The 13,132-nt window shown below is 67.2% G+C and carries 14 protein-coding genes; 5 read left to right on the forward strand and 9 right to left on the reverse strand.

All coding sequences use genetic code 11. From position 1 onward, the window contains the following. Positions 1-2: 2 nt before the first annotated feature. Together ASD47_RS12210 and ASD47_RS12215 are read right to left on the reverse strand one after the other, a co-directional pair. On the reverse strand, positions 3-1,241 hold the full coding sequence (locus ASD47_RS12210) for an MFS transporter (protein WP_056756524.1): 1,239 nt from the start codon (positions 1,239-1,241) through the stop codon (positions 3-5). A 53-nt stretch (positions 1,242-1,294) separates the two neighbouring features. Next, positions 1,295-2,296, reverse strand: a complete 1,002-nt coding sequence (locus ASD47_RS12215) for a zinc-binding dehydrogenase (protein ID WP_056756770.1) — start codon at positions 2,294-2,296, stop codon at positions 1,295-1,297. A gap of 377 nt (positions 2,297-2,673) precedes the next feature. Between ASD47_RS12215 and ASD47_RS12220 the strand changes: the two genes are divergently transcribed. After that, positions 2,674-3,090 carry a thermonuclease family protein gene (locus ASD47_RS12220; protein WP_056756527.1) on the forward strand — a complete coding sequence of 139 codons (417 nt, stop codon included), beginning with the start codon at positions 2,674-2,676 and terminating at the stop codon, positions 3,088-3,090. 22 nt (positions 3,091-3,112) lie between these two features. On the opposite strand, the gene ASD47_RS12225 is transcribed toward ASD47_RS12220, so the two are convergent. Next, positions 3,113-4,123 carry a glycosyl hydrolase gene (locus ASD47_RS12225; RefSeq protein ID WP_235525866.1) on the reverse strand — a complete coding sequence of 337 codons (1,011 nt, stop codon included), beginning with the start codon at positions 4,121-4,123 and terminating at the stop codon, positions 3,113-3,115. 9 nt (positions 4,124-4,132) lie between these two features. Next, on the reverse strand, positions 4,133-5,029 hold the full coding sequence (locus ASD47_RS12230) for a 3'-5' exonuclease (RefSeq protein WP_056756530.1): 897 nt from the start codon (positions 5,027-5,029) through the stop codon (positions 4,133-4,135). Positions 5,030-5,503: 474 nt separating this feature from the next. Between ASD47_RS12230 and ASD47_RS12235 the strand changes: the two genes are divergently transcribed. The 4 genes from ASD47_RS12235 to ASD47_RS12250 all read left to right on the forward strand — a co-directional run bounded on the left by ASD47_RS12235 (position 5,504) and on the right by ASD47_RS12250 (position 9,248). Next, positions 5,504-6,412, forward strand: a complete 909-nt coding sequence (locus tag ASD47_RS12235) for a LysR family transcriptional regulator (protein ID WP_056756533.1) — start codon at positions 5,504-5,506, stop codon at positions 6,410-6,412. Between the two features lie 567 nt (positions 6,413-6,979). Continuing rightward, positions 6,980-7,659: MFS transporter (locus tag ASD47_RS28220; protein ID WP_369800298.1), on the forward strand; the 680-nt coding region annotated here is incomplete at its 3' end. A gap of 53 nt (positions 7,660-7,712) precedes the next feature. After that, the gene (locus ASD47_RS28225) at positions 7,713-8,183 is read left to right on the forward strand and encodes an MFS transporter (RefSeq protein WP_369800299.1); all 471 of its coding nucleotides are present in this window, start codon (positions 7,713-7,715) and stop codon (positions 8,181-8,183) included. 174 nt (positions 8,184-8,357) lie between these two features. Next, positions 8,358-9,248, forward strand: coding sequence for an aldo/keto reductase (locus tag ASD47_RS12250; RefSeq protein WP_056756538.1), 891 nt, complete (start codon positions 8,358-8,360; stop codon positions 9,246-9,248). Between the two features lie 53 nt (positions 9,249-9,301). On the opposite strand, the gene ASD47_RS12255 is transcribed toward ASD47_RS12250, so the two are convergent. The 5 genes from ASD47_RS12255 to ASD47_RS12275 all read right to left on the reverse strand — a co-directional run bounded on the left by ASD47_RS12255 (position 9,302) and on the right by ASD47_RS12275 (position 13,017). Continuing rightward, complete coding sequence (locus ASD47_RS12255) at positions 9,302-9,889, reverse strand: dihydrofolate reductase family protein (RefSeq protein WP_056756541.1); 588 nt, start codon at positions 9,887-9,889, stop codon at positions 9,302-9,304. Between the two features lie 251 nt (positions 9,890-10,140). Further along, entirely contained in the window at positions 10,141-11,094 is a 954-nt protein-coding gene (locus tag ASD47_RS12260) for an alpha/beta fold hydrolase (RefSeq protein WP_056756544.1), read from the reverse strand. 81 nt (positions 11,095-11,175) lie between these two features. Continuing rightward, the gene (locus ASD47_RS12265; RefSeq protein WP_056756551.1) at positions 11,176-11,916 is read right to left on the reverse strand and encodes an SDR family NAD(P)-dependent oxidoreductase; all 741 of its coding nucleotides are present in this window, start codon (positions 11,914-11,916) and stop codon (positions 11,176-11,178) included. Between the two features lie 88 nt (positions 11,917-12,004). Next, entirely contained in the window at positions 12,005-12,421 is a 417-nt protein-coding gene (gene arr / locus ASD47_RS12270) for an NAD(+)--rifampin ADP-ribosyltransferase (protein ID WP_056756554.1), read from the reverse strand. A 32-nt stretch (positions 12,422-12,453) separates the two neighbouring features. Then, positions 12,454-13,017 (reverse strand): TetR/AcrR family transcriptional regulator, encoded by a 564-nt coding sequence (locus ASD47_RS12275; protein WP_162251637.1) that lies wholly within the window; start codon positions 13,015-13,017, stop codon positions 12,454-12,456. Positions 13,018-13,132 lie beyond the last annotated feature (115 nt).

Genomic DNA, 13,132 nt, shown 5'->3' on the forward strand with positions numbered 1-13,132 from the left:
GCTCAAGCGATCGCGGGCTGCGCCTCGGCCACGTCGGCCAGGGGTTGGCGTCGTTTGCGCGGCGCGGTCTCCTCGAGACCGAGCGCCACGAGACCGGCCGCCACCGCCAGAGCGGCGAGCATCCACATCACCGCGTCCAGCCCGGCCACATCCGAAGCCCAGCCGGCGACGAAGGGGCTGGCGACCCCGCCGATCACCTCCCCCAGACCCATGGAGATGCCGATCGCCGTGGCCGCGTAGCGGGCCGGCAGGGTCTCCGAAGGCACAGTGGCCATGAACAAGGGAAAAAGCCCGATCAGCGCCCAGCCGAAGAAAAACAGCAGCGCGAACAGCCACGCGGGGCCGGGCAGGAGCAGCGCCCCGAACGGGATCAGCAATCCCAGGAAAGGTGTGAGGATCATCACCGGCCGCCGCCCGATCCGGTCGGAGATCGCCGGTACGATGAAGCTTCCGACACTGGCCGACAGGCCCAGGACCCCGATCAACCACCCCGCGGCCTGGGCCGACATCCCCCTCATGGCGGTGAGATACAGCGGCATGAAGGTCAGGGTGATGACCATGTAGGACACCAGCAGGATCGCGATCAGCACGCACAGGACCATGTTCTTGTGCTTGAACGCCTCGGTCATGGTCAGGCGATCGTCGGCCTTGTAGGCGCTCGCCTCCGGCTCCCGGACCAGGAACCAGATCAGCACGGCGAACAGCAGGCCAGGCGCCGCGGCGAGGTAGAACGCGTGGCGCCAACCCAGGGCGGCGGCGAACAGCGGCAGCACCACCGCCGCCACGAAGGAGCCGAGAAAGTTCGAGCCGAAGTTCTGGCTCACGCCCATGGCCAGGCCGCGCCGCTCCGGCGAGACCTCCGCGACGACCAGGGCATGGGAGACCGGCATGACCACGCCTTCGGCCGCCCCCATCAAAAGCCGCGCGCCCAGCAGCATCAGAAAGCTCGTCGCCGCTCCCGAGATGAAGGAGCACAGGGAAAAGGCGATCCCCGCGCCGACGACGAACACCTTCTTTCGGCCGGCCCGATCCGACCAGGCGCCCACGAGGATGCCGGAGATCGCCCAAGTCAGCGACAGGGCCGAGGACAGCAACCCCACCTGGGTGAAGCTGAGCTTCAGGTCGGGTTGGATGAACGGCATCAGGAAGTTGAGCGCGTTGCGGTCGAAGAACAGCACACCGAAGTTGATGCTGAGAAGCGCCACCAGCATGACTTGGTAGCGGGCGCTCGTTTTCTGCATGGCTTCACTTCCTCCCGGAACGACGGTCTTGAGCCGCCTCTTTTGATCTTGGGTCAGGGCGCGACTTGCACCTTGCATTGGTGGGTTCGCCGGCGGAGCGCCTCGAAGGTGTCGGGCAGTTGCTCGAGGGAGATGGTCTCCGTGATCAGGGCGCGCGGCTCGACGGCGCCGGCGCTCAGCGCATCGAGCGCGGCCTCGTATTCCTGCGTCTTGAAGAAGTTGGCGAACTGGATGCGGCACTCCTTCGACAGCGCCTTGAACGGAATGAAGCTGTCGGGCCGCGTGCAGAGGCCTTGCACCAGGATCACGCCCTTTGCGCCGACGTGCTCCACGGCCTGGGCGATCAGGCCCGGAGCCCCGACGCATTCGAACACCACGTCGGCCTTGCCGCCGAGGATGCGGTCGGCTTGGGCCACAGGGTCTTCCTCGCCCGCCACGAAGGCCGTCGCGCCCATGGTCATCGCGCGCTCCTCCTGAAAACGATGGAGGTCGGTCACCACGACCGCGGCGGCGCCCATGCGCCGCGCCCAGTACGCCGTCGCCAAGCCGATCGGCCCGGCGCCGAGGACCACGGCCTTGTCGCCGGGCCGCAGTCCGGAGCGCACGACCCCATGCAAGGCCACGGCCAGAGGCTCGACAAGCGCGCCATCGGCGATGGTCGCCGAGCTGGGCAGGCGCACGATCTGGCGCTGCGACGCCAGCGCATATTCGCCGTAGCCGCCGCCGATGAGCTGCATCTGGTCGCACCAGGCCGGCTCCCCGGCCAGGCAGCTCGGGCAGGTCCCGCAGCCCCTGACCGGCGGGACGGCGACGCGATCGCCGACGCTCAGCCCGACCACGCCCTTTCCTACTGAGGCGATCTCGCCGGCGAATTCGTGGCCCAGGATCATGCCCGGCGGGACCTCGAACATCGGGTCCTCGGTCATGTGCAGGTCCGAACCGCAGATACCGCAGCGGCCAACCTTGATCACGACCTCGCCAAACCCCGGTGTCGGATCGGCCACGCTCTCGATACCCAGGCCCTGGCCAAGGCCGCGGAAAACCGCCGCCTTCATGACGAACGCGCCATTCTGACAGGCCTCTTGGTCATTTTCCCCCAAGGGCGGCACGGGACAGGAGCGTTCGCTTTTCCAGGCACAATCAATTTCGATCTATTGTCGATTCATTACGCTCATAATTGATCAATAACGATCACACGACAATCGAAATCACGCACTTCGGACCCATCGCGCCGCCCCTGCGGGCGCACGGCCTTGTTGGGCGGGGTTTCGCGACAGCGGCTGCTATTCTTCTGAAGCTTGCGTCCGACGGGGCCGTCATCGCCGCGCCGTCAGGCCTGCGCCGAGGCGGTACGAAAACCTCCATGTTCGACCGGCTCTAGAATGCGTTTCGACGCCTACCTCTGGGGGCCGAAGCGGATTAGAGCCGCTCCATGCCCCTCCCCGCCCCCTTGGCCGCCGCCCTCATCGCCTGCACCGCCCCGACCGTTCACGACGGCGACACCCTGCGCTGCGGTTCGGAACGCGTGCGGCTCTTCGGCGTCGACGCGCCCGAGGTGCGACGCGGCCAGACGCCAGCCGAGCCCTTCGCCTATGAGGCCCGGGATGAGCTGCTCCGCCTGACCCGAGGCCGCGTGGCCTGCCGGTTCGTCGCGCGCGACCGCTATGGCCGGTTCGTCGGCAAGTGCTGGTCCAGCGCCAGTCCGGACGTCAACGCCGCGCTCATCCGCTCGGGGCTCACCACCGAATATCGTCGCTACAGCAAGGGCGCCTACGCCAGGGCCGAAGCTGAGGCCAAGGCGGCCGGTCGCGGGCAATGGGCCGACGGCGCGGTCCCGGCCAGGCCATAGACAGGCCGCCCCGAGCGACGCGTCAACCGGGCTTGGGCAGACCCGCGGCCAGCAGTTCGTCCTTGGTCACGTACCGCCCCGAACCATAATAGGCCTTCAGGCGGGCCGGATCGTTCTGACCGGGATCCATCAGCCAGCGCGTGTGCCAGGTCATGAACCACAGCCAGTCGGCGCTCGGTCCGAGCAGGGCCGGATCGGGGATGGGCCCGTTCTCGTGCAGGCAGATCGGCACGCTGTCGCCGACGATCGCCTTGACCGCTCCGAACATCGGCTCGAGCGCGCCATGGTCCTCGACATAGATGTCGGCGCCGGCGATATCGACGCGCTCGCGCCCCGGATACCAAGCCGGATCGACGTTCTGCCCGGCCCAGCCCAGCACCCAGATCAGGTTGTCCAGGCCCCGGCGGCGGGTGAACGCGTCATGCATCAGCGCCCACAACGCCTTGAAGGCCGCCGGGCCATGCTTGCCCCACCAGAACCAGTCGCCGCTGAACTCGTGCAGCGGTCGCCACAGCACCGGCACGCGCCGGTCGCGCAGCACGGTGAGCAGGTCGGCGATCGCGTCCATGTCGCGATGCAAAGCCCGATTCTGCGGCGTGCCCGGCTTCAGGGCCGCGACCAGGTCGAAGTCCTTCTTGGAATTCTCGTAGCCGGTCCCGACGTCCGGCGCGCCCCAGTGCCAGCACAAGGTGACGATCCCGCCCGAACGATGCCAAGCCGTGGCCCGTTCGTTGACCGCGGCGTTGTCGCGCGGGTCAATATAGTCGAGACCGAGGATGGCCGGCTGGCGGCCGGTCACTCGCGCCAGGTAGTCCAGCTCGACGCGGGGACCGGCGCGGGCCACGCCCAGCTCCTGCTGTCCGGTCAGGGTCTTGCGGCCATAGAGGCTCCAGAGGAAACCGTAGAGGGCCCGCGCTTCGTCCGACGCGCGAGGATTGCTCAGACGGCGTGACGACGGCGCGGCCTCGCCTGCCCCGCCGACCGCCGCCAGCGCCAAGCCCGCAGCCAAGGTCGAGCGCCTGGAAACTCTCATGCCATGCCCCTAGCCACGCTCGGAGAACCGGTCATAGGCGTCGATGCGCCGGGCCAGCAGGTCGATCTCGCCGCCATAGATCTCCTGGCGCAGGAACAGGAGCTCGGCGTCCTTGTCGGCCTCGCCGACGTCGACATACCAGCAGCGCGCGGGCACGACGTCGTCGCCGTTCCAGCGATAACCGCGCGCCTTGAGCCTGTCCTTCATGGCGAACGGCGAGTTCTCGGCCCAGATCCGCCAGGTGGGCGCCCGCGCCCGCTCCAGCAGGGCGGCCAAGGCCGGAACCCCGCTCCTGGGCAAGTCGGTCGCCAGCAGTTCGATGGCCGCGGCGCAATCGTTGACCGCCCGGTGACGGTCGTAGAAGAACCCCGCCCCGGCGGCGAGCCAGGCCAGCTTGACGCCCTCGTGCCCCTCGGCGGCCCAATCGACCTGGCTCATCGAACAGGCCCAGGGTTTGGTGCGGAACACTTCGCAGAACCGCTCGAGGAAGCGACGGTCGAAGGCGGCGTTGTGGGCGATGACCAGAGCGGCCGGCGCCGCGGCCGCCGTTACGTCGTCCAGGTCGAGGGTCTGGCCCGCAACCATGGCGTCGTCGATGCCGGTCAGGGCGGTGATCTCCGGCGGAATCGGCCTCGCCGGCTGGCGAAAGCCGTGGAAAGCCTCGCCCACCTCATAAATCCGACCGTCGGCCCCATAGCGGAACGGGACCATGGCCAGCTCGATGATCTCGTCCTGACGCCAGTCCAGGCCCGTGGTCTCGACATCGACGAACAAGCCCGTGCGGACGACGACGCCGTCGGGGATCGCCACCGCCGGCCGAGGAACGAGCCGACGCAGCACCCGGTACTCGCCGCTCGCCCTCAGCGCCGCGGCCATCGCTTCCAGATCCAGAACCGGCTCCTCCATCTCGCCCGCATAGCACCAGAGCCGTTTCCCCGGCCAGCCACAGGTGCGCCAGGACCGGTCCCCGTTTCGCGTTCCGCTCGATTGCCCCCCGTTGGTCGATGAGAACGCCTCGTGCAGCCGGGTGACCTTCGTCTCGCCTGACACGTCCGCGAGTTCGACGGCGGAGAGGTCTGGTTCGAGATGGCGCTGACGGCCGGCGCCCCGTGGTCCTATTGGGGCCAAACCGACGGCCAAGCGAGATAAGCGCTCAACCGAGCCTCCTTGACCGATCCCACCATGCCCTGATCACCAATCCGCCTGATCGAAAAGGCCTAAGGCCGTGGAAGTGGGTAATATTGACAGGGCGCGATACAGCAATGAGGCTTTCGCATTCGCCCGTCTTCGAAGCACCGATAGGACGGCAACCGCCCCCGGAATTGGATCGTCCGCCATCGGACCGATCTTCAGGCCCTCACACAAAGGTCAAAAAACCCCATGCTGTTTGGCCGTTCGGACCTGGCGGACTTTTCGTATTTTCTGGTGACCGCCAAGCACCGGAGCTTTCGCCGCGCGGCGCTGGAGCTGGGGATCAGCGCATCGGCGCTCAGCCACGCCATCAAGGGTCTGGAGTCCCGCCTAGGCGTGCGCTTGCTCAATCGCACCAACCGCAGCGTGACCTTGACCGCCGCCGGCGAGCAATTGCAGTCGGCGATCAGTTCGCCGTTCGATGAGATCGGACAGGCCGTGGAGGACCTCAACCGGTTCCGGGACGGCCCCTCCGGTCGCATCAGGCTGAACGTGCCGACTGACGCGGCCACGTTGTTGCTTGCCCCCGTCCTGCCCGCCTTCGTTGATCTTTATCCCGATATCGAGGTCGACATCGCCGTTAGCAACCACATGATCGACGTGATCGACAGCGGCTTCGACGCGGGCATTCGCTATGGCGGCACCGTGCCGGAGGACATGATCGCCCAGCGCCTTTCGGCCGACCTGCGTTGGGTCGTGGCAGGCTCGCCGAGCTATCTTGATCGGTTCGGCGCGCCCGAGCATCCCGATGACCTCCATCAGCATCGTTGCCTGCGGTTTCGGCTGGGCGACGATCGCATGTATCGCTGGGAATTCGAACGCGATGGCGAGGAGATCCTGATCACTTCACCAGGAAGCCTCGTCCTTGATGAGACGGGCTTCATCCTGTCGCTGATGGCGGGCGGGGCCGGCCTCATGTACGCGCCGCAAGCCGTGGTCGCGCCGTTGGTGGAGCAAGGCAAGGCCAGGCTTGTGCTCAAGGATTGGACGACACCCGGACCCGGCTTCCATATCTATTATTCGAGTCGCCGACATGTTCCCGTGGGCCTGCGGCTGCTGATCGAGCTGATCCGCGAAATGCGCCCCCTTGGGCTTTAGGCTGGTACGGGCCTTCAGAGCCGGGGCTGGCGCTCAACAGGTGCGACGGTGATCACGCGCGAACATCGCGCGACGGCGTCGGCGGCGGCGAATTTGCTTCATCAGGTCGTAAACGCCAGCGCACCTAATCACCGCCGACAAGCAGGGTTGGCGCCCCTCCCAAGCCTTGTCGGGCCGGCCCGAACGCCGCTTCGACAAGGCTTGGAAGCCAGAGGCTCGCGACTTGGCCACGACGCCACCGTCCCAGCCATGATGAGCAGAACTCACCGCCCCGATTAGGTCGCGGCGGATCGACCCTCCAGGCCAAAGACCTATTTTCCGCACCATGACGACACACGCCNTCGCGACTTGGCCACGACGCCACCGTCCCAGCCATGATGAGCAGAACTCACCGCCCCGATTAGGTCGCGGCGGATCGACCCTCCAGGCCAAAGACCTATTTTCCGCACCATGACGACACACGCCGCCACCGCTCCGCTGCCCGACGAGGACGCCCAAGCCGGAGGCGGCTGGAGCGCCGTCTTCGCCCTGACGCTGTGCGTCGCGACCTTGATCGCGTCGGAATTCATGCCGGTCAGCCTGCTGACGCCGATCGCCGCGGACCTGCGCCTCAGCGAGGGCCTGGCCGGCCAGGCGATCTCGATCTCCGGCCTTTTCGCCGTCATCACCAGCCTGGCCGTCGGCCGGGTCGCGCACGTCGACCGCCGCGCCCTGCTGCTGGGCCTGACCGGGCTGATGGGCGTCTCCGGCCTGCTGGTGGCGCTGGCTCCCAACGCGCCGCTGTTCATGGTCGGGCGCGCGCTGATCGGCGTGGTCATCGGCGGCTTCTGGTCGCTGTCGGCGGCGACCGTCATGCGGCTGGTTCCCGGCAAGGATGTCCCGCGCGCCCTGGCGGTGCTGAACGGCGGCAACGCCCTGGCGACGATGATCGCCGCGCCGCTGGGCAGCTATCTTGGCCAGTTCATCGGCTGGCGCGGGGCCTTCTTCCTGGTCGTYCCGCTGGCCCTGGCSACCTTCGCCTGGCAGTGGCTGTCGATGCCGACGATGCGCGTCCCGGCCGGTGCGTCGTCCAGCGTGCTGGGCGTGMTGARGCGGCCGCGCGCCAAGGCCGGCCTGCTGGGCATGGCSCTGCTGTTCGCCGGCCAGTTCTCGCTGTTCACCTATCTGCGGCCGTTCCTCGAACAGGTCGTCCACCTGAACGCCTCGGCCCTGTCGTTCGTCCTGCTGGCGATGGGCGTGGCGGGCCTNCCAGTTCTCGCTGTTCACCTATCTGCGGCCGTTCCTCGAACAGGTCGTCCACCTGAACGCCTCGGCCCTGTCGTTCGTCCTGCTGGCGATGGGCGTGGCGGGCCTGGCCGGCACGGCGCTGATCGGCCGCGTGATCGGCAAGGGCCTGCGCCGCGTGCTGATCGCCGCGCCGCTGCTGATGGCGGCCACGGCCCTGGCCCTGCTCGTCGCCGGCGCCTCGCCTCCGGCGACAGCGATCCTGCTGATGGGCTGGGGCTTGGTAGGGACCGCCGTGCCGGTCGCCTGGTGGACCTGGCTGGCCCGCACGCTGCCTGAAGACACGGACGCCGGCGGCGGCCTGATGGTGGCGGTGATCCAACTGGCCATCACCCTGGGCGCGGCCGGCGGCGGCCTGCTGTTCGACGCCGGCGGCTATCGCGCCACCTTCGCGGCCAGCGCGATCCTGCTGGCCGCCGCCACCATCGCCGGAGCCTTCAGCGCGCCCCGGTCTCCCCCTACGCCACGAGGCGCCCATGCGACCTGACGAGCCGCAATTCGGCCGCCGTACTCTGCTGCAGTTCCCCGGAGCCAGCCTCACCGTCCTCGGCGCGGCGTCCCTGTCCTTCAGCCGCCCTCATCTACCGCAGCCCACGCGGCGAGTTCACGTCCGCGGAGGCTCGCGCGATATGACCACCGATCCGCTCCAGAGGATGACACGATGATCCTGCAAGAAACGTTCGGCCTCGCCAACGGGGTGAGGATTCCAAAGCTTGGCCTCGGCACCTGGCGGATCGCCGACGACGAGGTCGCACGCGTCGTGCGCGAGGCCATCGACATCGGCTATCGCCACATCGACACCGCCCAGGCCTACGCCAATGAGCGCGGCGTCGGAGAAGGGCTTCGCGCCAGCGGTGTTCCCCGCGACGAGGTCTTCGTGACCACCAAGCTGGTCGCCGAGTGCAAGCGCTATTCGGAGGCCAAGGACCGCATCGACCGTTCGCTGGCGACTCTGGATCTGGACCACATCGACCTGATGCTGATCCACAGCCCTCAGCCGTGGGCGGAGTTCAGGGAGGGCGAGCACTTCTTCGAAGGCAATCTGGAAGCCTGGCGTGCGCTGGAAGAGGCCTACAGCGCGGGCAAGCTCCGCGCGATCGGCGTATCCAACTTCGAGCGCGCGGACCTCGACAACCTGCTCGACAACGGCGGCGTCAAGCCGATGGTCAATCAGGTTCTGGCCCATGTCGGCGCCACGCCGTTCGATCTGATCGACTATGCGCGCTCCAAAGGCGTCCTGGTCGAAGCCTACTCGCCCGTCGCCCATGGCGCCCTGGTCGACAACGCCGAACTTGGCGCCCTCGCCGGGAAATACGGCGTCAGCGTCCCGCAACTTTGCATTCGCTATTGCCTCCAGCTCGGTCTTTTGCCGCTCCCCAAGACCGCCAACGCAGCGCACATGCGCAGCAACGCGGCCGTGGACTTCGAAATTTCCGACGCCGACCTCGAGGCCCTGAAGAACGCCAAGGGCGACACGGACTATGGGGCGGCCGGCGCCTTCCCCGTCTTCGGAAAAAAGCGCGAAATCCAGGGCGACGCGCCGTCCGCCTGACAAGGAGGGCATCGCGGACGGCTGGTCCCTTCAGCAGGCGATTTTGAACCCGCTTAAGCAGCCGGAGCGTAACGGCTCACCACGACGCCGCATTCATAGGCCCTTGAGCCGAGCAGGCGGAGCCCGCCGAAGCCAGCCTGGTCGAAGATGCGGGTTCCACCGCCAAGGACAGCCGGATTGATGTAGAGTTGGAACTCGTCCACCAGTCCGTCCGCGATCAACGCCGAGGCGAAACCGGCGCCGCCGAAGACGGCGATGTCGCCGCCGTCCTGGGCCTTCAACGCGCCGACCTCCTTCGGCAGGTTTCCGCTTCTGACCTCCGTACGCTCCCATCGGGACGTCGCCAGCCTGTCGCTCGGTACGACCTTCCGCACGTCGACGATGCGCTGGGCGAACGCATAGAACGGGTCCTGCGGGTATCTGTTCGCCGCATTGCCCCAATGGGACAGATAGCCCTCCTCCGCCATCTTGCGGCTCAGCAATATGGTGTCGACGGACTGGAAGTGGGCGTTGAAATCTCGTTTCAACGCCTCGTCCCAACGGTTGTCGTCACCCCAGTTCCAAACCAGCCAATCGCGGTCACCGTCGGCGCCGACGAAGCCGTCGACCGACATCTGCATCTGAAGAACGAGCTTTCTCATTTTCCGAATCCTCCAGGTCTATAATCGGTCGCCCGTTCAGGGGGCGCGCCATGACGCGCCGAAGATGTCTTCGGCCCAGCGTTCCAGTGTGATCGGGGGAACCGCTATCGCGCCGCCGACCCCGAACTGGGCGCTGTGGCGAAGAACTCGCAGCGTGTGGCCCGCGCGCTGATGACGAAGCGGCTTGTCTTGGAGCAATCCGGAGCCGATTGAGCCCTGGCGCCATGCCGGACCACTGGTGCCGGACGGCGTCATCCAAGCTGGCCCGCCCAGAGCGTCTTCGCCTCGCTGGCCAGGATGTCGGGACGCTCTTCCGGCCAGAACAGCTTGCCGCCCTCGACGAGGCGGATACCGCGGGACTTGGGCAGGGTCCGGTCCAGCCACTCCGCCCACTGAACCGGGAAAAGAGGGTCTGCGGTTCCCCAGACCATACGGGCGGGAATGGCGGACCGACGCAGCGCCGGTTCGATGGCGAGCAACGGGTTGGGCTCGAACGCCGCCAGGTAGCGGTTGAGCTGGGATCGGCGCTCGGGCGACGCCACGAGCGGCCTGAAGTAGTACTCCAGCGCATCGTCGGAGAAACTCGCGGGATCGACATAGGCGCCGCCGCCGATGCCGTTGGCGGACCGGGCGTAGACCCGATCGTCCAGATGCAGCGCGATCTTCTGGTCGTAGACCCCGGCCCTGGCCTTGGCGATCGAGCCGGCCATCTGCGGCGGAGGACTGTTCTCGTGCACATCGCAGTTGGTGAGAAGCAGGGTTCGCACTCGCGCGGGATGCTGCGTGGCGAAAAGCTGCGCGATCGTGCCTCCGCTGTCGTTGGCGATCAGATCGACGGCGCCAACGGAAAGCCCGTCGAGCAAGGCGACCAGCATGTCGCTCTGGGCTTGCGGCGACAGGTCCTGCGTGTTCGAGACCTCGGTGTAGCCCAGCCCCATGAGGTCGGGCGCCAGGCATCGGCGTTGATCCGAGAGCCGATCCAGCGCGCCTCGCCACTGATACCCATTGAGCGGGAAGCCGTGGATGAAGAGCGCCACGGGCCCCACGCCCCGGTCCGCATAGGCGATCCGGCCTTGCGGCAAGTTCAGGCGCCTGAGCTTGGCCCTGAACCTGAGCACGTCCCGAGACGCCGCCGACGGCAACGGGCCGAAACCGTCACCGGAGGCTGCGGCGATCGCCGCGGTCAGAAAGCTGCGCCTATCCATCGCATCGCCCTTGGTCGTGAAACGGGAAACGGAGAACCCTTCGCCGGTCAGCGCTGGCGCCTGGACGCCCGCATGCGACGGCTATTGCATCACCAGGCCGCCATCGACGGCGTACTGCGCTCCGGTGACGAACGTGGCGTCGTCGGAAAGAAGGAACAGGGCCACGGCGGCCGCCTCGTCGGCGGTTCCAATGCGCGGCAAGGCCAGCCGGGCAATCACGTCGGCCTCGAACCGGTGACGGAATTCGTCGGCCATGAACGCGCGAAATTCCGTGTCGATCGGACCCGGCACGAGGCTGTTGACGCGAACGCCGCGCCCGCCCAGCGCGGACGCCCAGCATCGAACCAGGGCGAGCAGCGCCCCCTTTGTCGCGGCGTAGACGCTTGCCATGGCCGAGCCTTCGTAGACAGCCGTCGACGCGGTTACGACGACCGCCGCGCTGTCGGCGAGCAGATCCGAGAGCTGCGCCATCTCGAGCACAGGTCCCCGTACATTCGCGGCCATCATCCGATCGAAGAAGGCGGCGTCGATATCATCGATCGGACCGACCTCGGCATAGCCAGCGTTCAGCCACAGGCCGTGGATCGGACCGTCGTCAGCCACGACGCGGCGCAGTTCGGCCGCGTCCTCGGGCCGCGCCGCGTCGTTGGCCAGCACCAGACAGTGCGATGGAAGCGCCTCCCGCAACGCCGCGAGCCGCGACGCGTCCCGTCCCGTCGCGATGACCATGCCGCCCTCGGCGGCGATCCTGACGGCGCCGGCTCGGCCGATCCCGCTCGTGGCGCCCGTGATGACAATGCGTTTTCCGGCGAACCTTGACACGACGTTCTCCTGGTTCGGTTTGAGATCGCCTCCGCCCCGGAACAGCCGGGTCGCCGAGCCGTCCCCGAGTTGATCGACTGTTGAGATTTCAGTCCTCGATGATCGTGGCGGAGCCTTCCTGGTTCAGTCGCTCAAGATTGTCTTTCATCTGAGCCAGCTGTTCGGGAGAATGGCCCGCCCAGTCCTTGATCTCGCCGGTCACGCGCAGCGGATGCGCTGATCTGTAGGACGCCGTGACATTACCGGGAAATCGCTTGTCGGTGAGATTGGGGTCGTCCTCGAAGGGACCGGTCGGCTCGACCGTATAGATCCGGCCTCGCCCCTCGCCTTTCGCAAGCTCGGCGCCCCAGGTCGCGGCCTCAAGCGTCGCGCTGAAGTAGATGTGCTTCAGCTCGCGCTCGACGAAATTGCTCTGGAACCCGGGGCTGAGCAGATCTCCGACGCGCAAGCTCGCTTTCGTTCCATGGTAGAAGACCGTTCCGGCGGGGACATCCTTGGCGTACATGGGCTTGTCGGCTCCTGGTCTGTCCGGGGAGGTTAGGCGGTGGCGCGGGGTTGGCGGACGCAGAGCCCGTCGATGTAGAAATCGAGGTGCCTATGGGCGAGCGCGCGCTCCTCGCCCGGCGGCAATCCCACCGCCAGGGGCCGCGCGAAGCGGATCAAGGCGAAGACGATGTCGCGCTCGGAGAAATCGGAACGGAGCGGACCGTCCCGGACGGCCCCGCTGACGAGGGTCTGCATGAGCTTCACGGCGCGGGCGTGAAGATCGGGCCAGTCTCGCCTCTCCAAAAGCGGATGAATGATGTTCACCGCCCCGATCCCGTTATCGAGCGCCACGTGCATGTATCGGCGGAGCGCATCGACGCCGTCTGGAACCGTCTCGACCAGGTCCTCTCCAGCACTGATGCTCCTTTCCAGCACGTGACGGACGGCGGCGTGAAGAAGGGACTGCCGGTCCGGGAAGTGCCTGTAGAGGGTTCCAATCCCGACGCCGGCCCGTGCGGCGACGGCGTCTCGGGCGGGCTCGCCGCCGACTTCAAGAACGAGCTCGACGGCGACCTCGATAAGCCGTTCCCGGTTCTTTCGCGCATCGGCCCGCATCGCCGCCTCCCGTCCCATTCCTGACGATCGAGTTGATGCAGACATTAAACGGAGTATATTCCTCCGCTTAACGTGGTGTCAAGGTGACCCCGACGCTGGGGCCGGCCTTGGTTTT

The organism is Caulobacter sp. Root1472 (genome assembly GCF_001426985.1).
Classification (GTDB): domain Bacteria; phylum Pseudomonadota; class Alphaproteobacteria; order Caulobacterales; family Caulobacteraceae; genus Caulobacter; species Caulobacter rhizosphaerae.